The following is a 20858-nucleotide window of genomic DNA, read 5'->3' on the forward strand; positions in this document are numbered from 1 at the left end:
AGCTACCGCGTCAAAGTTTGATTGCTAATAAAAAGTGAGGTCGGGATCTTTTGTCCCAACCTCATTTTCATCTAATCTTATAAGATTTAGTCCTGCATCTGACGTTTCACCTGATAAGGGAGATACAAGATGTGTAAGACCAATCCAGCTCCAAGCAGGGCTAAAAGAGCTAGTTTTTCTTGGAGGGTAATCACCCCAACTACCAGTTGAACCAATAAAACAAAACCAGTCAATCCTCGGACAACCGCCTGTAATCCCCTTTCCTTTTGCCCCTTGTCTAGCGGGAAAAGTTGAGTCAAATATTGGTAATCAAAGGCGTGATAGAGGGCCAATAACTGAAAGAGCAAGAGGTAGTTAAATAGAACCACTACTGCTGTCGCAATCCAAGACTGCTCGATAAAGATCAACGCCAGCAAAGATAGGAAGAGGAGGCGAAGACTGAGGGCAAAAAGATCTCCATTTCGCAGATAAGAACGAAGATAGAGGTTCTGCCAAATCTTGCTCGGCACCTTCTGAACTGCTTTTAGGATAACATCTAGATAAGCTCGTCTCTTGACGCTGTTTGAAATTCCCTTGACTTGGGTAAAGAGGGCAAAGAAACGAAGTAAAAACTGCTTGCGTTTACTTTCTTGGGCAATCACATAGTCCCAGTCCAGATGATTTGCACTAAAAAACTTGCCAGTCTTTTTCTGAAACAGGAAATATTTCCCGACTCCCAACAGAAGAACATAAACACCAAAAACTCCTAAGCCCAAGCCCATGGCTAAAAATAGAGGGGCAAAAAGAAGCAAGAAGAGAGTCTGTACACTAACCCAAGAGATGAAGGAAACTAGACTTTGCTTCTGGATGTGTTCTCTTACTTCTTCTTCAGCTACTAAGAGAAAGAGCTTATCAGGTGCTTCCACATAGGTCGCGATTCCACCCCAAAGCATGAGTAAAACAGAGACAATTCCAATTAAACATAGGATTGGTAAGTGATTCTCAGGAAAATGCTGGAGCAGTTGACTATACTGATAGGCTAGAAAACCTACCAAGACCAGTAAAAACAAGACAAAGTGGTCATTGAGCACATAGCGCAGATAACCGACACACTCTTTACGAAAAGCCTGCTTTCGCTTTAGAAACAAGTCTTTCATCTGTCCTCCTCTTTGGTCAAAGCCAGATAGATATCATTGAGACTTGCTTGAGGCATGGCAAAAGCTTGTCTCAGCTCTTCAAGATCCCCTTTAGCCCTCACTTGTCCTTTGTGAAGAATGACAAAAGAGTCACACATTTTTTCAGCAGAGTCAAGAACGTGGGTACTCATGAGGATAGACTTGCCTTTTTTCTTTTCAAGATCCAAAAGCTGAATCAAGTCTGAAATTGCCAAGGGATCAAGACCAAGGAAAGGTTCATCGACGATAAAGAGACTCGGATCCACGACAAAGGCACAGATAATCATGACCTTCTGCTTCATCCCTTTTGAAAAATGAACTGGGAACCAGTCTAATTTCTGATCCAAACGAAACATTTTTAAAAGCGGTTCTACACGTTCAAAAGCTAGATTTTGTTCAATACCATAGGCCATAGCAACCGTCTCGATATGTTCTCTGAGAGTCAATTCCTCGTACAAACTAGGAGTTTCAGGAATGTAACCAATCTGCTGACGATATTCACGAGGATTGGCACCTAAGGTTAGCCCGTCGATGTTGATTTCTCCACTATAAGGTGTCAAAAGTCCAATAATTTCATTGATGGTCGTTGATTTTCCAGCACCATTGAGGCCAATCAAACCGACCAGTTGTCCACTCTCGACTGTAAAGGACACATCTTTCAAGACAGGGACATGAACATAGCCACCTGTCAGGTTTTTAATTTCTAACATATTTTCTCCAAATCTGGTATAATGTAGCTATATTATATCAAAATTCAATACAGTAGAGGTAGATTTTATGTCAGATTGTATTTTTTGTAAAATTATCGCAGGGGAGATTCCCACATCAAAGGTTTACGAAGATGATCAAGTTCTTGCCTTCCTTGATATCTCACAAGTAACACCTGGTCACACCTTGGTCGTACCAAAAGAACACTACCGCAATCTTTTAGAAATGGATGCTGCAAGCGCCAGCCAACTTTTCGCCCAAGTACCAAAGATCGCTCAAAAAGTCATGAAAGCTACCAAAGCTGAAGGTATGAATATCATCGCCAACTGTGAAGAAGTTGCTGGACAAACCGTTTTCCATACCCATGTGCACCTCGTTCCTCGGTATAGTGCAGATGACGACCTAAAAATTGACTTTATCGCACATGAACCAGACTTCGACAAACTTGCTCGAGTCGCTGAAACAATCAAAAACGCTTAAGGAGTCACTATGAAACTATCAAATTTACTACTTTTTGCAGGCTCTGCAGTCGGTTCATACCTCCTCGTTAAGAATCGCCAAGCTATCACTGAAGAAGTTTTAGATACTACTGATCGTGTTGAAGCCATTAAGGATGACTTGGATATCATCCAAGATAGCCTGCAAATTATCGACCAACAAAAAGAACTCATCAAGGAATATCAAAAAGATTTGACCTATAAGTTTAAAGTCTTTGAAAAAGACCTTCAAGCAAGACTTGCTGTACTAAAAGAATTGCAGAAAACTGAAGAAAACTAAGGGAAACTCCAATTTTCCTTATTTCCCCTTTAAATCCATTTTGGGTTAGCAGATCTTAATAGACAAGGGAGGGCATGAAAATGAAACAGTTTTTTAAAGTTCTGACGCGGATCATCTTGATTATTTGTGGTGGCCTCAGCCTTCTTGTAGCTCTGGCATTTCTAATACTGGCCAATCTGTTCAAGGCCTCACCGAGTGACATCCGAGAAGGAAATGAGGCCTTAAAACAAATCTTTATCTCCCTTGACCTGCCTCCTGAGAAAGTAGAATCAAATGGAAGCTATCAATTCGAGGGTGGGGGCTTAGATTTTTATGTGACTTTCTCAGACGAGGTCATCAATAGCCACCCAGTTCTAAAAGAAAGTCCAAACCTCACTAAAAACCGACTCAAAGTCTATGTCTTAAACACAGGAGATATTTCCTACCATTCAGTAGAAGACAACTTATTCAATCATGGTTTATCCCAATTTTTAGAGGAGGAAGGCGAGAAGTATTTCCAAGAAATCGGAAAGAAATCAAATCCTTCTTACTTTATTCTCTCTTGGAGGGATCCAGAAAGCATGAAAAAGGGAATCGCATTTTATGAAAAAGCTTTGACCTTGGTGGATATCCAGGACAATTCGGCGATTAAGCGCATTGATACCGTCACTGTTAAGCCTGGCAAGGAAGCAGAACTCAAGCAACTCATCCAGGACATGGATGAGGCTGGCTTACTCATTCAAAAATATCAATAGTAAACCAGTTGGAGATTCTTTCTCCCATGCTAAAAGTCTAAAGATTGCACGAAAAAAGAGCCCGAAGGCTCTTTTTACTTTATGCTTTATTCTCCTTCAAAGGCATCTTTAATATGGTCAAAGAAGCCTTTTTTCTTTGGATTGACTTTTAGATCACCTGCAGCTGCGAATTCTTTCAAGGCTGCTTTTTGTCGTTCGTTCAAGCCTGTTGGAGTCACAACATTGACAGTCACGTATTGGTCACCAAGGGCACCACCACGAAGGCTAGGCGCACCTTTACCGCGTAGACGGAATCGTTTACCAGTCTGAGTTCCTTCTGGAATGACTAATTCTACATCACCATGAACTGTAGGGATGTCTACTGTATCACCAAGTGCTGCTTGAACAAAATTGAGGTTCAAATTGTAGAAGATAGTGGTTCCTTCACGTTCAAACTTATCACTTGCTTCAACTGAAACCACCACGTACAAGTCACCATATGGTCCACCGTTAAATCCTGCTTCACCTTGACCAGCTAGGCGGATCTGTTGACCTGTTTCCACACCAGCAGGGATTTTTACGTGTACGCTATGGGCTTGTTTTTCATGACCAGTTCCATGACAGGTTGTACATGGATCTTTGATTTCTTGACCACGGCCATGACAGACATCACAGGTTACTTGGCGACGCATCATACCGAGAGGTGTTTGGGTATCAACATTGATCACACCTGAACCATGACAGCGTCCACAAGTAACTGGACTTGTTCCAGGTTTAGCACCAGACCCATTACAAGTACGACAGCTTGCTTCACGATTGTATTTGACTTCCTTTTCTGTACCAAAAATAGCTTCTTCAAAAGTCAAATGAACGCGATACTGGAGGTCGTCACCTTGACGAGGGGCGTTTGGATTACGTGATGCACCGCCACCACCAAAGAAGCTTGAGAAGATATCTTCAAATCCACCAAAGCCACCTGCTCCGTCGAAGCCTCCGAAACCGCCAGCACCACCAAAACCACCATTGGCACCAGCAGCACCATATTGGTCATAGGCAGCACGTTTCTGTTCATCGCTCAAAGTTTCATAAGCTTCTTGAACTTCCTTGTACTTGTCCTCAGCACCAGGATCCTTGTTGATATCTGGGTGATATTTTTTAGATAATTTCCGATAGGCTCTCTTGATCTCATCTTGAGATGCATTTTTCGAAACGCCCAAACGGTCGTAAAATTCAGTATTGTTCATAATTCAAGATACAAAGGGCGTTAAACGGACACAGGCAAAATAGGAGTTTTGACGACGGACGCTTACGTCCTAGAAAAAACTATCTTTTTGGCACAGTCCGTAGCCCGTGTTCAGTTGCGAACACATTTGTCCTTTCTATTGATGTTGTAAATCAAACCTCGATGTAGGTCGGGTTCAATTCCTTTCTTTCATATTGAGTAAGAAACTTTAGAGCTCGAGTTCAATTCCCCGAACGCTCTTTGTTCCTTTCTATAATTTATAAGTAAATCTTTAGAGGCTGTTTTCTATACTCTGCTTCACTTGATCAAACTCTTCATCTGATAGAGTAAATATCAAATCCTCTTCTGCGTACTCATTCTGTTCTTTAAAATAGTTGTCCGTATTTTCTGTCAACCCTAAACTTAGAATCACTTTTCTTGCAAACTCTTGGTGCGCAAAGCCTATAGCCGTAATGATTTGTTTATCTTGCACAAGAACTTTGGGTTGGAAATTTTCACGTGGAAGAAATTCAAAATAGTCAAAGAAGTTTTGCCAAATTCCACCTGTAAATTTCGTGTCCTTCAACAAGCCTGCTTTCGCCAATAAAAGAGGCGCTGAAGAAATGGCTGCAATCAAGACATCTCGCTCACCAAGGTCCCTCAAGAACGAAATCAATTTCTCATCCTGTAGGGCAGGTCCTATGTTTACCATTCCTGGCAAAATCACACAAGAATACTCTTCTATACGGATCTGATCTAGTGTTTTGGTCGGTTGACAGGGCAAACCATCCTCAGAGACCACTATCGAATGATCTGAAGCGACATAATCAATCGTGACGTCAAAAGACAGAGCTAAAGTACTCGTTAAAGCGGTTATTTCATAAAGAGAAAAATTAGGATAAATGATACAAAGTACTTTTTTCATTCGCAACATCCTCTATTTTACCGAAAAACAGAGGCTGGGTTGCAACCTCTGGATTTCTTCTTATTATTACGACGTTCAAAAACAAAGTCGATTATACTTTGTTTTTGAACTAGTAAGGCGTTTAGGCAAGTCGCCATAGCGATTGCCGTAGAATGACAATCACTTTAGTGATTAGTCATTCTTAACGAGTTAGGCTGAATTGAGTTTCGGATTAAAGGAATCCTAAAATCTCGGAACCTTTCTTTATTTCAGGAGGTTCCGCTAAAACAATCCACTGGATTGTTTTACTTTTCAGTAAACTCTCCATCTACGACGTCATCGCCTGCGTTTCCTGTTGCTTGTGCGCCTTCTGCTCCTGCTTGAGCTTGTTGCGCTGCTGCGGCTTGTTCGTAGAGTTTAACGGCAAGTCCTTGAGCTTTTTCGTTCAATGCTTCAAGTTTTGCTTTCATTTCGTCCAAGTTGTTGTCTTCTTGGGCTTTCTTAAGCTCATCGAGGGCAGCTTGGGCAGCATCACGTTCTGCATCGAAGCTTTTACCTTCAGTTTCTTTGATTGTCTTTTCAGTCGCAAAGATAGCTTGGTCTACTTCGTTACGAAGGTCAACTTCTTCTTTACGTTTCTTATCTGCTTCAGCGTTAGCTTCTGCATCTTTCATCATGCGGTCGATTTCTTCGTCTGTCAAACCTGAGTTAGATTGGATAACAATTGTTTGTTCTTTTTGAGTTCCAAGATCTTTCGCTTTAACAGATACGATACCGTTCTTGTCGATGTCAAATGTCACTTCGATTTGTGGGATACCACGAGGTGCAGCTGGGATATCAGTCAATTGGAAACGTCCAAGAGTCTTGTTATCTGCTGCCATTGGGCGTTCACCTTGAAGAACGTGGATATCAACGGCTGGTTGGTTGTCTGCTGCAGTTGAGAAGACTTGTGATTTAGATGTTGGAATAGTTGTGTTACGGTCGATGAGTTTTGTGAAGACTCCACCCATTGTTTCGATACCAAGTGACAATGGAGTTACGTCAAGAAGGACAACGTCTTTCACATCACCAGTGATGACACCACCTTGGATAGCAGCACCCATGGCAACAACTTCATCAGGGTTCACTGATTTGTTTGGTTCTTTACCAGTTTCAGCCTTAACAGCTTCAACAACGGCAGGAATACGAGTTGAACCACCAACAAGGATGACTTCGTCGATATCTGACAAACTCAAACCTGCATCTGAAAGAGCTTGACGAACTGGAACTTTTGTACGTTCTACAAGGTCACGAGTCAAATCGTCAAATTTCGCACGAGTCAAAGTCATTTCCAAGTGAAGAGGTCCAGCTTCACCAGCAGTGATGAATGGCAAGCTGATTTGTGTTGAAGTTACACCAGAAAGGTCTTTCTTAGCTTTTTCAGCCGCGTCTTTCAAACGTTGAAGGGCCATCTTGTCTGTTGACAAATCAATGCCGTTTTCTTTCTTGAATTCTGCTACCAAGTGGTCGATGATTTTTTGGTCAAAGTCGTCACCACCGAGTTTGTTATCCCCTGCAGTTGCCAATACATCAAAGACACCATCACCGAGTTCAAGGATAGATACGTCGAATGTACCTCCACCAAGGTCGAATACCAAGATTTTTTCTTCTTTGTCAGTCTTGTCCAAACCATAAGCAAGGGCTGCTGCAGTTGGTTCGTTGACGATACGTTCTACTTCAAGACCAGCGATTTTACCAGCGTCTTTAGTCGCTTGACGTTGAGCATCGTTGAAGTAAGCTGGAACTGTGATAACTGCTTTAGTTACTTTTTCACCAAGGTATTCTTCAGCATAACCTTTCAAGTATTGAAGGATCATAGCTGAGATTTCTTGTGGAGTGTATTCTTTACCATTAGCAGAAACTTTTTCAGAAGTTCCCATCTTAGATTTGATAGAGATGACTGTATCTGGGTTTGTGACTGCTTGACGTTTTGCAGCATCACCAACGATGATTTCACCGTTTTTGAATGACACTACAGATGGAGTTGTACGGTTTCCTTCTGGGTTTGCGATGATTTTGCTTTCAGTTCCTTCAAGAACTGCAACTGCTGAGTTTGTTGTACCTAAGTCAATACCGATAATTTTAGTCATATGTTTTTCTCCTTGTTGTTTTTTCTTCTTTTTTTCTTTTTGATACTCTTCTTAAGTGGCGACGCCGTCAGAGTTTGACTTCGTCAATCTCTTTGACTAAACTTTGAGCCTCAGGTCTCAAAGTTTGCGAAAATACCGCCACGGCGAAGAGTATCGCCTTTGGTTCGTTTCGCTCACTATTGGCAAAGCTGAATCATTCTTTATCTTTCTTTCATAGTTTAGTGTCATTTCGGACAAGGTTCCTATTATGTTACGACACGAGGAGTCGAAATCACAGATTTCTGACTTATCGCCTAGTTATAAACCACTACCATTGCCGGTCTTAGGATGCGGTCATGGAGTTTATAGCCTTTTTGGAAGACTTGTGCGATGGTATCTGCTGGATGTTCGTCATCTGCTGGGACTGTTTGAATGGCCATATGGTAGTTATGGTCAAATTCTCCATCTGCTGGGATTTCCTCAATTCCTTCTTCTTTCAGAGCATGTACCAAACTTTCTTGGACCATTTCCAAGCCCTTCTTCACATCATCTGTCAACCCTTCAACGGCAAGGGCACGTTCGAGGTTATCCAGTGATGGTAAGATCGCTTTTGCCAAATCTTGGCTACGATAGCGTTGCAAGAGTTGGCGCTCTTCGTTGGCACGACGCTGAATGTTTTGCATTTCTGCATGGGCACGAAGATATTTGTTTTCAAATTCCTCGGCACGTTCATTAGCCAAGTCCAATTCAGACTTCTCAGGAGTTGTTTCTTCAGCTGTTTCCACAACTTCCTCTTCTTTTACTTCTTCATTTTTAATATCTTGGGCCATTTTCGCCTCCTTTAATGATTTCAATCTTAATTCACTTCATAGTGATTACTGCTGAGATAGCGGTAAAAATCCGTCAACTTCATAGTCAAAACTCGATTGACAACATTAAGTTGATTAACCAATTGTTGATAATCCAGATTAACCGGACCTATAATCGCAAGAATTCCAAATCCACGATAGGGAATCAGGAACTTACTGCTAATCACTGCTAAGTCAGCTAAACAGGATTCTTGGCTATCCGCAACTCGGACACTTTGCATCTGGTCGCCAATCAGATTTTCTCGAATTTCCAAAGCAACCTTTTGTGGTTGATCAAAGAATTGATAGGCAGCTAGATTAGCGAAATTCAAAAGATTGACTTTGCCAGAAACCACGATATTTTCATTGAACATTTCTTTAAAGATATGTTCGACGAGATCCATAACGTTATCCGTTGTTGTGAAGTAACGTTGGATAATTTGCGGAATCTCTGTCCGAATCTTGTAGTGAATATCCAAAACAGTCTGATCCAGGAAACGTTCTTGAATCATGGTCTTGAGGCGGTTCAAATCCTCCTGCAAGAAATTTCTCGGAATCAAAAACTGACTGGTAACTGTTCTAGACTCATCAAGCGTAAAAACAGCAAGGGCTGTATGTTGTCCGAGAACAACGATGTCAAAAGCTGTCAGCTTCTGTCTACTTGGTTCTACATCTAGTGCTACAACCGTACAACCACTCAAGTCTGCCAAGATTCTCGTTGCCTCTTGAAAAATATCCTCTAGCTTGAAGAATTCTTGATCAAAGGCTTTTACAATCTCATAAACTTGATTTTCAGCTAAACGGTCGAAGGATAAGGAGTGTTTGACATAGTATTGAAATCCAGCCACACTGGGCATCCGACCACTGGAAGTATGAGCCTTTTCAAGTAAACCTTGCTTTTCTAGAGCTGCCATATCATTTCGAATAGTAGCACTGCTAGAGTTGATAGACTCTTGCAAGGCCTTAGATCCAACAGGTTCGTGCGTTTTGGTAAAGATGTCAATAATCAGATTTAAAATATTCTGCTGACGTTCTGTAACCATCTCGCTACTCCTCTCTGATAGATCGTTTTAGCACTCGATATATCCAAGTGCTAACTTATGATTCTATTATACACCCTTAGAAAAGAATGTCAAGACAAAAACTCAAAAAATTAGCACTCTTTTACTAAGAGTGCTAAAAATCGGTCTGAGGACCTAGAAAATCATCTTACATTCTCAAGATATTTCTTTTTAAGTCTGTAAAAACTATAGATGAGGTAAGAAATCATGAGGGCATAAAGGGCAAAAATAAGGAAGAAAGATTGAGAGAGACTTTCGCGAAACAGACTCATACAAACAACAAGACCACCAGAGATAGAAACTGTAGATGTACGAAATCCAGATTTCACACCATCCCATCTAAGACGATTGTCCATGAAAAATCGATCATTTAAATCTACATCACAAGTTGCTTTTCGAAAAACAGAATAAGAACAATTTTCCACAAATTCCCATCCTCTATCCTTAATACTTTGTAAATCTACCTCATTTTTTCTAAGGTAGCTAGTATTCCACACACGGTAAATCACATCATCTGGTCGGCATTGTTCAAAATAGAAAAAACCAAAACGATTCGATTTAAATTTCCAACCTTCCAAATGCATCTCATGCAAATACTCTTCTACCTTATCAAAATCAAAAATGGTAAACATTCGAAATTGTACTTTGCTATTCATTGTCTGACCTCCAAATTAGAAAACATGCTTGATTTTATTTATCGGATAATTCTTTCCACTTTTGAAACAATCTCCAAAAAATATAAGAAATCTGAATCGCAAAAACGATCAATAAAGTACAGTCTATGATAACAATCAAAAACATTCCCCAACTGAAATAACTACCTCCACTGAGTAACTTTGAGAAAATCGGTAGTAGCGCTGAAAAGAGAAGTAAAATAGGAAGCATCCGCATTGTTAAAATTTTCTTGACCATTGCTAACTTCCCGGCCGCGTCATTATAAATTTCAAACTCGGCATCCGACTCAACTCCAGAATAAAGCTTTCTAAGGTAGGAAAAACCATTAAAGTCTGTAATATGCTCCCAGCCACAGTCTTTATATAATTGTAAATAGGAAGCTCTCTCTGATTTTTTCATAGGATAAAAGTCCAACTGATAAACCACCTGCTCCGGTTGGCACTTTTCAAAAGTATACTTAACCGCAACTACTAAGTTAGAATAACTTACTTCCTTAAGTTTCCAGCCCTGAGCATGCATTTCTCCGAGATAGAGAGCCTCTCTATCATAATCCGCAATGGTAGCAATTCTATAAACAACTTTCTTTTCCATCAAAGCTCCTCCCGACTGTTTCTGTAGAGCCGTTCAATACGTTTCAACTCAATGTCTAAAACTTTTTGGCCCAAGTCTGTTATCTGATAGATTTTACGTTTTTCCTCTTCTCGGACAAAGGAAATCAAACCATCCTTTTCCATCTTTGACAGGGTTCCATACATAGTTCCAGGACTAATCGAAACCTGCGAATCTGTCATTTCTTTGACCTTTTGTCTAATACCATAGCCATGGTTCTCCTTTTGCAGACAGAACAGAATATAAAATCCCGTTTCAGTCATGGGAAGGTAGACACGTCTAATCTTATCTGTTAATTCCATTTAACCAGACCTCCTATTTAGCTCGATATATCGCACTTCGTTATATAAAATATATCACACCTCGATATAAAATGCAAGAAAAAAAAGATCGTCCTCACGGACAATCTTCTTATTTGTTATTAGTAAAGATCTAGGTAGTTATCAATTTCCCATTGTGAGACAAAGGTAGCGTAGCTTGCCCACTCGATGCGTTTAGCTTCAAGGAAGCTAGTGTAGATATGTTCACCTAGGGCTGCTTTAACCACTTCGTCTTCTGTCAAAGCCTTCAAAGCGTTGTGAAGAGTTGATGGAAGGTCAGTAATGCCAGCCTCTTTACGCTCTTCTGCAGTCATGATGTAGATGTTTTCCTCGATTGGTGCTGGTGCTTCAATTTTGTTTTCGATACCGTTCAAACCAACTTCTAAAAGAACAGCCATAGCAATATAAGGGTTTGCCATTGGGTCCACTGAGCGCAACTCCAAACGTGTTCCCATTCCGCGTGATGCTGGTACGCGGACAAGTGGTGAACGATTGCGACCTGCCCAAGCGATGTAAACAGGGGCTTCGTAGCCTGGAACCAAACGTTTGTATGAGTTAACGGTTGGGTTCATGATAGCTGTATAGTTGTAAGCATGTTTGATCAAACCACCAAGGAAGTAGTAAGCAGTTTCTGACAATTGCATCCCTTTTGGATCATTTGGATCAAAGAAGGCATTGTTTCCTTCAGCATCAAACAAAGACATATTACAGTGCATACCTGAACCAGCGATACCAAATTTTGGTTTAGCCATAAAGGTTGCATAGAGACCATGTTTACGTGCAATTGTTTTTACAACGAGTTTAAAGATTTGAATCTTATCACAAGCACGAAGAACTTCATCGTACTTAAAGTCAATCTCATGTTGACCTACAGCAACTTCGTGGTGACTTGCTTCAACTTCAAATCCCATTTTGGTCAAGACGTTAACGATCTCACGACGAGTGTTATCAGCAAGATCTGTAGGTGCCAAATCAAAGTAACCACCCTTGTCATTTACCTCAAGAGTTGGGTCTCCATTTTCATCAAGCTTAAATAGGAAGAATTCTGGCTCTGGTCCAAGGTTGAAAGATTTGAATCCAACTTCTTCCATGTGACGAAGAGCACGTTTGAGGTTTCCACGAGGATCTCCCGCAAATGGTTCCCCTTCTGTTGTATAGACATCACAGATCAATCCTGCGACACTACCGTTCTCATCTCCCCAAGGAAAGACTGTCCAAGTGTCCAAGTCAGGGTATAGGTACATATCAGATTCGTTGATACGAACAAACCCTTCAATAGAAGATCCATCAAACATAGCCTTGTTTGACAAGACCTTGTCTAGTTGTTCATCTGTAGCAGGAATTTCGACGTTTTTCATAGTTCCCAAAATATCTGAAAACATGAGACGGATAAAGGTTACATTTTTTTCCTTAACTTCACGACGAATATCTGCAGCTGTGATTGGCATGGTTTTTCTCCTTATATATGACGACTTGCGGTTGCCTAACCGCGACCAAAAGGTGATTGTTGAGAAGCAAAGCGACTTTGTTGGAGAACTTCATTCCGAAGGGCTCTTCGTACTTCAGTTTGACTCACTGGCTTTTTAGACTTCGCCTCACGTTCAGCATATTTTTTCTTGATGGCAGCAATGTTCAGACCTTCAGAGATATAATCTTTAATCTCAAGCAATCGATCCATGTCATTCAAAGAATACATACGGCGATTGCCCTCGTTACGATCAGGCTTAATCAATTCCTGGTCTTCATAATAACGAATTTGGCGCGCCGAAAGATCGGTCAGCTTCATAACACTACCAATAGGAAAAACTGCCATATTGCGACGAAATTCTTTTTCCTTCATGTACACTTCCTTCTTTCTGTCTATTATAGTCTAAAAAAATTCAATCGTCAATCAATAATGTTATATCTTGTGACATTATTTTGTTTTTTTCAATAAAATACTCCGTAAACGATCAATATCGTAATTTACAAGAATTGCTACAAAAACACCCATAAATGTTTCAAAAACTCGGGCAAACACGTACAAAACAGTCTCACCATTTGGAATTGATAAGGTAATAATCAACATAGCCGCAACTCCACCGATAACACCTGCTTTATTGTTCATAGCAACATTTGTCATAATGGTTAACATGGTACAAATTGGAACAACTAGGAGGGTTACCCAGAAGGCACCGTGAAAAAGATTATTTAAGAGAAAGAAAATCAGGGCATAAAAACCACCGATACTATTTCCGAGAATACGAGAAGTACCAAAATGAACACTCTTGTCAAAGTCTTCTCTTAAACTAAAAACTGCAGTCAAGGCTCCAATCTGAAGTCCTTTCCAACCAAAAAAACCAAAAATCATGAGAACTAAAAAAACAGCGATCCCTGTCTTGAAAGTTCGCATCCCTAACTTAAACTTGGATTTGTCAAATCTATACTTTTTAAAATAACTCATCATTTCAACTTTCTATTTCCATTTTACCATAAATTTACCTATTTTTGAGAAGGGGATGCAATAAACTGATGGAAATAGAAAAGAGAAGGAACTTAATCCTTCTCTCTTATAATCAATATTCTATTTTTAGAACAAATACATGAAAGCTAAAGTCAAGAGACTAGCGAGTAAGCCCACTCCCCAGAAGAAGAAGTCGACCTTCCACTCACTCCAAGCTTGGCCTTTTCCAGAAAAGCCCCCCAACTCAAAATGATGGTGAACTGGTGTCATACGGAAGATACGTTTTCCTCCAGTCAACTTAAAGTAGGTGACTTGCATCATAACAGATGTTGTTTCAAAGACATACACTAGACCAATCAAAAGCAGCGTCCATTCTTGGTGCAGTGCCATGGAAATAGCCGCTAACATCCCTCCAAGGGCTAGGCTACCAACATCTCCCATGAAAACTTTAGCAGGCTTGTGGTTAAAGACAAAGAAGCCAAGAAGACCACCAATCATAGCTACAATCACTAGTAAGATATCAAGCTGATTTTGCACATAGGCAATCACTCCATAAGCAGATAGGCTAATCACCACCGAAATACTTGCCAAGCCATCGATTCCGTCAGTCAGATTAACTGCATTTGAAAAACCGACCAACCAGAAGAGGGCAAAGAGAATATAAAGAACACCTAAATGCAAGGGAAAACCAAATACATTTAAGATATCTCCTCCTCTTTCATAGAAGAAATAGAAGATAACCCCTCCGACCAACTGAAGCAAAAGCTTCTGTTTAGGATTAAGTCCTTCATTGATTTTGCGGAAAACCTTGAGGAAATCATCCAAGAAACCGACCAAACCATATAAGACCAGGATAAAGAGGATCATTCCGACATTATTGGTTAATTGATTAGTCACGAGAGCAAGGACCAGACTAACTAAAACTCCTGCTAGGAGAAAGACGAGTCCTCCCATTGTTGGTGTCCCAGCTTTTGCTTGGTGTTGTTTGACATCCTCATGCATCTGTTGACCGGTAATCTGCGCTTTATGGTAAAAACGGATAAAGGCTGGAATTCCTATGACTGTTAGAATAAAGGCAATCACTCCAGCAAAGATAGAAATAAGCATTCTAATCTCCTAATGTTATTTTTATTTTCTGTAAATCTTTTAAAGCTGTATTGGAACGAACACTTTGCTTTTTAACAGTTTCTCCTGTGCCTTCAAACTCAACTTCAAGATTCAGCCATTTGGCAAAGGTTTCAACATTTTTCTTAGACCAGCCATATAAGTCAGGCATCTCTTCTACCTTATCTGAAAGGAGTAAGATTTGCTGATTGGCATCTAGATTGGTTCCTTCTTCTACTGAGCTTTCTTTGATTTTTGTTCCTGAACCGATAACAATTGGTTGTACAAGGTTACGACGGAGTTCTTCAGCTAGTTCTCCAGGACCATAATCCTTCAGTTCTGGCATTGCATAACTAGTTGTAGTTGTCACTTGGTCCAAATTCTTAGCCGTAGATTGAAGATTGAGCGTCTCTTTCATGGCTGAAGCTCGCTCCAGAATCGGGTTGGAAAATTCTCCTAGTTGTACCGAAGCAAAATGTTGTGGTTGTTGAACTGTGACATAGAGGATAAAATCTGGATTTTCAGAAGGATGCATGGTTACTACAGAAAAGATATAATTTGTTTTCCCAACTAAGTATCCCCCTTTTTGTTCGTCAGCAATCTGGGCAGTTCCTGATTTTACAGAAACAGTCTGACCTGGTACAGTAACGATTGGTTTACCGGTAAGTTTATTGTACATCGTACCATAAACAGGATCTGTACCAACCAAAATCATATTTTCTCGAGTCAAACTAGCTGCTTCTTTGGATACAGGATTACCTACAATTTCCTTTTTGGACTTCCGCACTGTCTGATCATTAGGATCATAAAGGGCACTGATAAACTTAGGCTCTAGCATAACCCCATCATTAGCAATGGCTGTAAAAGCTCGAAGCATCTGGGTTTGGGTAACAGAGATACCTTGACCAAAAGCACTCATAGCAATATTAACAACGTTATCTGCAGGTAGTTGTCCCGCATACTCATCGGGCATTCCAAAACGAGTTGGAACTCCAAACTTGAATCGATTAAGGTATTCTAACCAAGTAGCATCCCCCATCTTTTGTTGGAGCAAGGTCATACCCACATTACTTGAGTGAGCAAACCCTTGTGAGTAAGTCATGATACTTCCAGCTGATAAGCCATCATTAACATCCCAGTCCCTGATAGTCGCATCAGCAACCTTTAATTCACTACTATTAAAGTATTCGCCTCCAGAGAAGGTTTTATTGTCAATAGCAGCAGCTAAGGTCATGACCTTCATGGTCGAACCTGGCTCATAGTTACTTTGATAGAGGATATTTCTCCAAACAAAGTCATCTGTTATGCCTTCTTTTGTATTTGCATCAAAAGTCGGTCTTTGGGTTGTAGCAAGAATTTCCCCTGTCTTGGCACTAACCAAGGTCGCATTCATGTACTTGCCCTTAACTTTTTCTTGAAAGGCATCCATTTGACTTTCCATAAAGGACTGCAAAGGACTGGATAAGGTCGTGTAGACATCTTTTCCATTTACCGTTTGTTGGGTAACTTGTTCCGTACCTGGAACAATATTACCTAAACGATCTTTTTCATAGGTAATAATGCCATCTGTCCCTGCCAGCAAGCTATTTAAGGAGCTCTCCATACCAGATGTCCCAATAAGGCTTTTTGTCCCATCCTCATTTTCATGTAACTGAGCTAAACCAATAAAGGATGAAGCAAATTTTCCATTTGGATAACTTCGATTGGGACTAGTGGTAAAATTGACACCCTCGACCTTGGCAGCTTCTAAGTCCTGTTTAATAGACATCATATTAGCGTAGGTAATTCCATTTCCTTTAGCACCAAAGGAAACCTGTTTGAGATTTGGTTGAGAGAGTTGATCTTTGACGTAGGATTCCTCCATATCCAAGTACTTATGGAAAATTTCGGCTACCTTATTGTACTGAGATTCCTCTACATATAGAACATCCCCATTAGCTGATTTATAGTCCTTATCAATGACAGCATAAACATTATAGGATGTTGCATCCTCTGCAATCGGCGTTCCATTACGATCATAAATGGTCCCCCTCTTAGCAGGAACTGTTAGAGTTGTTTGGTGAACTTTACTTGCTTCTTTGACCAGGTCAACGCCAAACTTCTTCCCCGTACCAATAATCACCGCAAAGTTAACCAAAAAAACAGCAAAGAGAAAGACGGCCAAGAGACTGAGACTCTTCCCAACTCGTCTGCGGTTTTCAAGGGGAGATTTGCGATTCTTAATGGCAAAGTCTACTATTTTTTCTTTCCAGGTTTTCATATACTACTCCGCCGATCGGATATTTTCATTATTTAATTTCAGTTCTTGCGAATCTGCAATCCCTGTCAGACGCTCTGAACGGATCAATTCATTGACTTCTTGCTTAGCATCATCCAACTCCGTTTTCTTTTCTTCAATTTGAGCATTAACAGTCGTTAGTTCACTCTGGACTTGTAAAAGCTTGGTTTGCATATAGACCACACTGATGGCTAAGACAAGGGCTGTAATGGCAATTGAAAGGTAAAAGGCCTTTTCAACACGTGAAAATCTCTTGATACGAGCTTGCAGTAATTGGCTCGTCGTTTCTCTTTTGTCTACCATTTTATCCCCTTACTTGTGAATTTTTCGAGCTACTCGTAGCTTGGCTGAGTGGGAACGATTATTGGCCTCCAACTCCTCCTTGCTTGGTAGAATCGGTTTGCGAGAGACTAATTCCATCTTAGGCTTGAGATCATCCGGGATGAATGGCAAGCCTTTTGGCACCTCCACTGTTGAAGCCTCTTTGAACAATTGCTTGGTCAAGCGATCTTCCAGCGAATGAAAGGTAATGACTGAGATTCTTCCGTCCACTGCTAGTAATTCCATAGCTTGTTGGATGGACTCATCTGCAGCTCCTAATTCATCATTGACCTCAATACGGATGGCTTGGAAAATTTGCTTGGCCGGATGACCTTTTTTCTTGAGTTCCTTGGCAGGCTTAGCAGACTTGATAATCTCTGCTAATTCAGTCGTTGTCTCAATTGGTTTCAACTCACGCGCCTGTTCAATCTTCCGAGCGATCTGCTTGGAAAACTTGTCTTCTCCATATTTGAAAAAGATTCGTACCAAATCATGATAGTCATAGTGATTGACAACCTCATAAGCTGTCAAACTAGCTTCTTGGTTCATCCGCATATCCAGTGGCGCATCCTTTTTATAAGAAAAACCACGCTCACGCTGATCCAACTGCGGGCTAGAAACTCCCAAGTCATAACAAATACCATCAATCTCTTCTATACCTGCTTCCTGCAAACGTAGCTGCAAATGACGGAAGTTGTCCTTGATAAAGGTGACCATTCCTTTTTCGATATAAGGCGCCAGACGTTTTTGTGCATTATCAATGGCATTCTGGTCCTGGTCAAAGGCATAGAGATGCCCCTTTTCACTTAGTTTACTTAATAAATACTCGCTATGGCCTGCTCCACCCAAGGTCGCATCAACGTAAATACCATCAGGTTTCACATCTAGCATATCAATAGTTTCATGGAGCATGACCGTTACATGATGAAATTCTTTAGTCATATCTTATCTATTTTACCACAATTCTGACTAGCTTGCACTCGCTAAAGCAAAAACCTTTCCTTGCTGCTTTATCACTAGTATTCAGCAGGAGACTCAGCAACCTGTGCTAGTTCTACACGCTCTTGAGGATTCAAGTGTTGATGAACAGCCTCTGCCACTGCTCTTGGTATGCCAACTTCCACAATCTCATCCACGCTGGCTTCCTTGATTTTTGCCAGAGATTTGAAATATTTCATAAGATTTTGCTTGCGTTTCGGACCCAGGCCTTCAATTCCATCCAATTGAGAGGAGAAGGAATTTTTAGAGCGCAGTTGACGGTGGAAAGTGATAGCAAAGCGATGGACCTCATCTTGGATGCGTTGCAAGAGGAAAAATTCCTGAGAATTACGAGACAGCTCTACCACCTCAAGCGGATCTCCAAAAAGCAATTCATGGGTTTGGTGCTTGTCATTCTTTTGAAGCCCTGCGATAGGAATATCCAACCCCAACTCTTCTTGGATAACTTGCTTAGCAATATTTACCTGACCTTGTCCTCCATCAATAACGATTAAGTCAGGCGGTGTCAAACCATCTCGTTGGACTCGGCCATAACGTCTGCGAATAACCTCTCGCATACTTGCGTAGTCATCTGGCCCAACAACTGTTTTTATCTTGTACTTGCGGTAATCCTTCTTGCTCGGTTTCCCATTGACAAAAACTACCATGGCAGAAACTGGACTAGTCCCCATGATATTGGAGTTATCAAAGGACTCGATACGGACTGGGGTTGGAATTTGTAGAAGTCGTCCCAGATTTTCAATAGCCCCTTGAGTCTTCTCAACTGATTTCTCTAACAGATTAAACTTCTGCTCTAAACTAACACGAGCGTTTTTGATAGCCAGATTAACCAGTTGTTTTTTCTCACCGCGTTGGGGTTTGAGAATTTTGGTATCCACCAAGGCTTTAACTGCCTCTTCATCAATATCCTGAGGAATCAAAATCTCATTGGGAACCAGATGAGATTTTTCCTGATAAAATTGTCCCACATAGGTCAAGAAATCCTCATCAGGATCGTTGTAGTAAGGAAAGAGATTGACATCGCGTTCAATCAACTTGCCCTGACGGACAAAGAAGACCTGGACGCACATCCAACCCTTATCCACATAGTAACCAAAGACATCTCGGTTTTGGAGATCCTTAGCCATGACTCGTTGCTTAGTTCGCAAAGTGCCAATAGCCTGAATCAGATCTCGATATTCCGCCGCGCGTTCAAATTCCATACTCTGGACCGCCAAGTTCATCTTGCTTTTGAGTTCATCAATGATTTTGTCATCTTGGCCCTTAAGAAAATCAGAGACTTCTTGCGCCATAGCTTTGAAATAAGCCTCGTCTTTCTTACAGATGGTGTGAGCCATGCACTGCCCTATATGGTAATAAAAACAAACCTTTGATGGTGGATTGGTACACTTGCGAAATGGGAAAATCCGATCCAATAGCCGTTTAATTTCATTAGCAGCGCCCACATCCGGATAGGGTCCAAAATAGAGACCTCCGTCTTTTTTGACTTGACGGGTGATAATCAAGCGAGGATAGCGCTCATTTGTAATTTTAATAAAAGGATAAGACTTGTCATCCTTGAGCATAATATTGTACTTGGGCTTGTTTTCCTTAATGAGATTAATCTCTAAAAGAAGCGCCTCAATATTAGACTCCGTGACAATAAACTCAAAATCTACAATCTCAGACACCAAGGCTTCTGTTTTGGTATCATGACTTCCACGGAAATAAGACCGTACACGATTACGTAGATTTTTAGCCTTTCCTACATAGATAATAGTGCCGTTTTTATCCTTGTGAATGTAACAACCAGGGCTGGTCGGCAAGAGCTCTAGTTTTGATTTAATCAAGTTATTCATAGTTCCATTATAGCAAAAAGCTCCCCTCATTGCTTACATCAGGGAGCTCTATTTTTCGTTTGAAAATCACTTATTCTCCAGACTCATAAAGTTCTTGAACTGCTTGAACATCTTGAGCCTGAATACCATAATAAGACCCTGCTGGTTGCATGATTGACACTTCATTAGTATGTTCCAAACCAATGGCATGTCCTAACTCATGCTCGGCCGTATGCAAGATGCGATCATAGGTATAGCCATAGTTTGGATTAGATAGATAATAATGATTCAAACGAACTGTTACTGAAGTAAATTGTTTGGTTAGGAGATTTGTCTGGCTCTCCGCCTCACCGGCAACAGATGTGGAACCATCATTCATTTCAGTCGCAAAAATAGTTGCTTGGTCAGGTTCTGTCACAACTACAAAATTAAAAGCACCAGTCTGATTCCAATTGGTAATAGCCTCAACATAAGCCTTTTGAAAGGTTGCATCCATTTGAGGATCAATATAAATTGTCGCCTGCGCTTGGGGCCATTTTACTCCTGAATCTTGATGATGATCGGTCTGAGACAAGCCTTGCAACTTACCAGTTTCTTGCCATTGATGCCAACCTGCTTGACCAACTTGAACAAGTTGCCCCGCTTGATTGAAGACACCAGATAAATCTCCCGTCACATACCAGAGAATCCCTAAAGCAATGAGAATTAAGACTACAAGAGTCCACACAAGGCGCCAGAACATGCGCCAAATTCCTAGTAACAATCGACATAGAACACGTATAATCCAGAACATGATT

General features: G+C 40.8%; 22 protein-coding genes. 3 read left to right on the forward strand and 19 right to left on the reverse strand.

What is annotated here, in order from left to right:
• Positions 1 to 86: 86 nt before the first annotated feature.
• Together ADH81_RS04775 and ADH81_RS04780 are read right to left on the reverse strand one after the other, a co-directional pair.
• On the reverse strand, positions 87 to 1136 hold the full coding sequence (locus ADH81_RS04775; RefSeq protein WP_049526883.1) for an ABC transporter permease: 1050 nt from the start codon (positions 1134 to 1136) through the stop codon (positions 87 to 89).
• The gene (locus ADH81_RS04780) at positions 1133 to 1864 is read right to left on the reverse strand and encodes an ABC transporter ATP-binding protein (RefSeq protein WP_049526885.1); all 732 of its coding nucleotides are present in this window, start codon (positions 1862 to 1864) and stop codon (positions 1133 to 1135) included. The genes ADH81_RS04775 and ADH81_RS04780 overlap by 4 nt, the downstream gene beginning before the upstream one ends.
• Positions 1865 to 1931: 67 nt before the next feature.
• Here ADH81_RS04780 and ADH81_RS04785 point away from each other — a divergent pair, with 67 nt between their 5' ends.
• The 3 genes from ADH81_RS04785 (at position 1932) to ADH81_RS04795 (ending at position 3373) form a co-directional block, all read left to right on the forward strand.
• A complete protein-coding gene (locus tag ADH81_RS04785; RefSeq protein WP_049526887.1) occupies positions 1932 to 2342 on the forward strand; it encodes an HIT family protein in 411 nt (136 codons plus the stop codon).
• A gap of 9 nt (positions 2343 to 2351) precedes the next feature.
• Positions 2352 to 2639: a hypothetical protein gene (locus ADH81_RS04790; RefSeq protein ID WP_049526888.1), complete on the forward strand. Its 288-nt coding sequence runs from the start codon at positions 2352 to 2354 to the stop codon at positions 2637 to 2639.
• Positions 2640 to 2719: 80 nt separating this feature from the next.
• Positions 2720 to 3373, forward strand: coding sequence for a hypothetical protein (locus ADH81_RS04795; RefSeq protein WP_049526891.1), 654 nt, complete (start codon positions 2720 to 2722; stop codon positions 3371 to 3373).
• A gap of 86 nt (positions 3374 to 3459) precedes the next feature.
• On the opposite strand, the gene dnaJ is transcribed toward ADH81_RS04795, so the two are convergent.
• The 17 genes from dnaJ to ADH81_RS04880 form a co-directional block, all read right to left on the reverse strand.
• Entirely contained in the window at positions 3460 to 4596 is a 1137-nt protein-coding gene (gene dnaJ / locus ADH81_RS04800) for a molecular chaperone DnaJ (protein WP_001066325.1), read from the reverse strand.
• Between the two features lie 270 nt (positions 4597 to 4866).
• Complete coding sequence (locus tag ADH81_RS04805; protein ID WP_049526893.1) at positions 4867 to 5499, reverse strand: DJ-1/PfpI family protein; 633 nt, start codon at positions 5497 to 5499, stop codon at positions 4867 to 4869.
• Positions 5500 to 5783: 284 nt separating this feature from the next.
• Positions 5784 to 7607: a molecular chaperone DnaK gene (gene dnaK / locus ADH81_RS04810; protein WP_049526895.1), complete on the reverse strand. Its 1824-nt coding sequence runs from the start codon at positions 7605 to 7607 to the stop codon at positions 5784 to 5786.
• A gap of 293 nt (positions 7608 to 7900) precedes the next feature.
• Positions 7901 to 8416 (reverse strand): nucleotide exchange factor GrpE, encoded by a 516-nt coding sequence (grpE, locus tag ADH81_RS04815; RefSeq protein WP_045763635.1) that lies wholly within the window; start codon positions 8414 to 8416, stop codon positions 7901 to 7903.
• 26 nt (positions 8417 to 8442) lie between these two features.
• Positions 8443 to 9477 (reverse strand): heat-inducible transcriptional repressor HrcA, encoded by a 1035-nt coding sequence (gene hrcA / locus ADH81_RS04820; protein WP_049526899.1) that lies wholly within the window; start codon positions 9475 to 9477, stop codon positions 8443 to 8445.
• Between the two features lie 161 nt (positions 9478 to 9638).
• Complete coding sequence (locus tag ADH81_RS04825) at positions 9639 to 10151, reverse strand: DUF2812 domain-containing protein (protein WP_049526900.1); 513 nt, start codon at positions 10149 to 10151, stop codon at positions 9639 to 9641.
• 34 nt (positions 10152 to 10185) lie between these two features.
• Positions 10186 to 10761, reverse strand: a complete 576-nt coding sequence (locus ADH81_RS10730; protein WP_049526902.1) for a DUF2812 domain-containing protein — start codon at positions 10759 to 10761, stop codon at positions 10186 to 10188.
• Positions 10761 to 11081 carry a PadR family transcriptional regulator gene (locus ADH81_RS04835; RefSeq protein WP_049526904.1) on the reverse strand — a complete coding sequence of 107 codons (321 nt, stop codon included), beginning with the start codon at positions 11079 to 11081 and terminating at the stop codon, positions 10761 to 10763. Before ADH81_RS04835 ends, ADH81_RS10730 begins: the two co-directional genes overlap by 1 nt.
• A gap of 119 nt (positions 11082 to 11200) precedes the next feature.
• Positions 11201 to 12547 (reverse strand): type I glutamate--ammonia ligase, encoded by a 1347-nt coding sequence (glnA, locus tag ADH81_RS04840; RefSeq protein WP_045763630.1) that lies wholly within the window; start codon positions 12545 to 12547, stop codon positions 11201 to 11203.
• Between the two features lie 35 nt (positions 12548 to 12582).
• Positions 12583 to 12939 carry a transcriptional repressor GlnR gene (glnR, locus tag ADH81_RS04845; RefSeq protein WP_000659543.1) on the reverse strand — a complete coding sequence of 119 codons (357 nt, stop codon included), beginning with the start codon at positions 12937 to 12939 and terminating at the stop codon, positions 12583 to 12585.
• A gap of 75 nt (positions 12940 to 13014) precedes the next feature.
• Positions 13015 to 13542, reverse strand: a complete 528-nt coding sequence (locus tag ADH81_RS04850; protein ID WP_025171302.1) for an FUSC family protein — start codon at positions 13540 to 13542, stop codon at positions 13015 to 13017.
• Positions 13543 to 13668: 126 nt separating this feature from the next.
• On the reverse strand, positions 13669 to 14649 hold the full coding sequence (gene mraY, locus ADH81_RS04855) for a phospho-N-acetylmuramoyl-pentapeptide-transferase (RefSeq protein ID WP_049526906.1): 981 nt from the start codon (positions 14647 to 14649) through the stop codon (positions 13669 to 13671).
• Position 14650: 1 nt separating this feature from the next.
• Positions 14651 to 16906 (reverse strand): penicillin-binding protein PBP2X, encoded by a 2256-nt coding sequence (gene pbp2X, locus ADH81_RS04860; protein ID WP_049526907.1) that lies wholly within the window; start codon positions 16904 to 16906, stop codon positions 14651 to 14653.
• 3 nt (positions 16907 to 16909) lie between these two features.
• Complete coding sequence (ftsL, locus tag ADH81_RS04865) at positions 16910 to 17227, reverse strand: cell division protein FtsL (RefSeq protein ID WP_049526909.1); 318 nt, start codon at positions 17225 to 17227, stop codon at positions 16910 to 16912.
• A 9-nt stretch (positions 17228 to 17236) separates the two neighbouring features.
• Positions 17237 to 18187: a 16S rRNA (cytosine(1402)-N(4))-methyltransferase RsmH gene (gene rsmH, locus ADH81_RS04870; protein WP_049526911.1), complete on the reverse strand. Its 951-nt coding sequence runs from the start codon at positions 18185 to 18187 to the stop codon at positions 17237 to 17239.
• A 74-nt stretch (positions 18188 to 18261) separates the two neighbouring features.
• The gene (gene uvrC / locus ADH81_RS04875; protein WP_049526913.1) at positions 18262 to 20082 is read right to left on the reverse strand and encodes an excinuclease ABC subunit UvrC; all 1821 of its coding nucleotides are present in this window, start codon (positions 20080 to 20082) and stop codon (positions 18262 to 18264) included.
• A 70-nt stretch (positions 20083 to 20152) separates the two neighbouring features.
• Complete coding sequence (locus ADH81_RS04880) at positions 20153 to 20854, reverse strand: matrixin family metalloprotease (protein ID WP_049526914.1); 702 nt, start codon at positions 20852 to 20854, stop codon at positions 20153 to 20155.
• Positions 20855 to 20858 lie beyond the last annotated feature (4 nt).

It is taken from the genome of Streptococcus pseudopneumoniae, assembly GCF_001072925.1.
In the GTDB taxonomy this organism is placed as follows: domain Bacteria; phylum Bacillota; class Bacilli; order Lactobacillales; family Streptococcaceae; genus Streptococcus; species Streptococcus pseudopneumoniae_Q.